Origin of the sequence: Paraburkholderia sp. SIMBA_027 (assembly GCF_046535315.1) — a bacterium.
In the GTDB taxonomy this organism is placed as follows: domain Bacteria; phylum Pseudomonadota; class Gammaproteobacteria; order Burkholderiales; family Burkholderiaceae; genus Paraburkholderia; species Paraburkholderia tropica.
Genome location: NZ_JAWRWY010001590.1, coordinates 1 through 236, shown reverse-complemented (window position 1 = coordinate 236; position 236 = coordinate 1). Strand labels below are relative to the sequence as shown.

Here is a 236-nt window from a genome sequence, read left to right as displayed (position 1 = left end):
CCATAACATATAAAATCCCGTCCCTTTCTGAACCACCTCTTGTCGAAAAAATATCTAATACGGTGCTGTTCGGGCATAGCTGTTTTACTGTTTCAAAACTGCTGCCGATACCATAACCGCCGTTGGTATTAAATGGCACAATGGTTTTACCGCTTAAATTATATTCGTTCAGAAAACTTTTCATCGGTGGCGGTAACTGCATTCCCCAAGTCGGGAACCCGATAAATACTACATCG

Annotated in this window: 1 protein-coding gene; it reads right to left on the bottom strand. The window is 41.9% G+C overall.

Annotation, left to right across the window (positions count from 1 at the left end; all coding sequences use genetic code 11):
- Positions 1 to 236: flavodoxin family protein (locus tag SB764_RS44545; RefSeq protein WP_410867381.1), on the bottom strand; the 236-nt coding region annotated here is incomplete at both ends.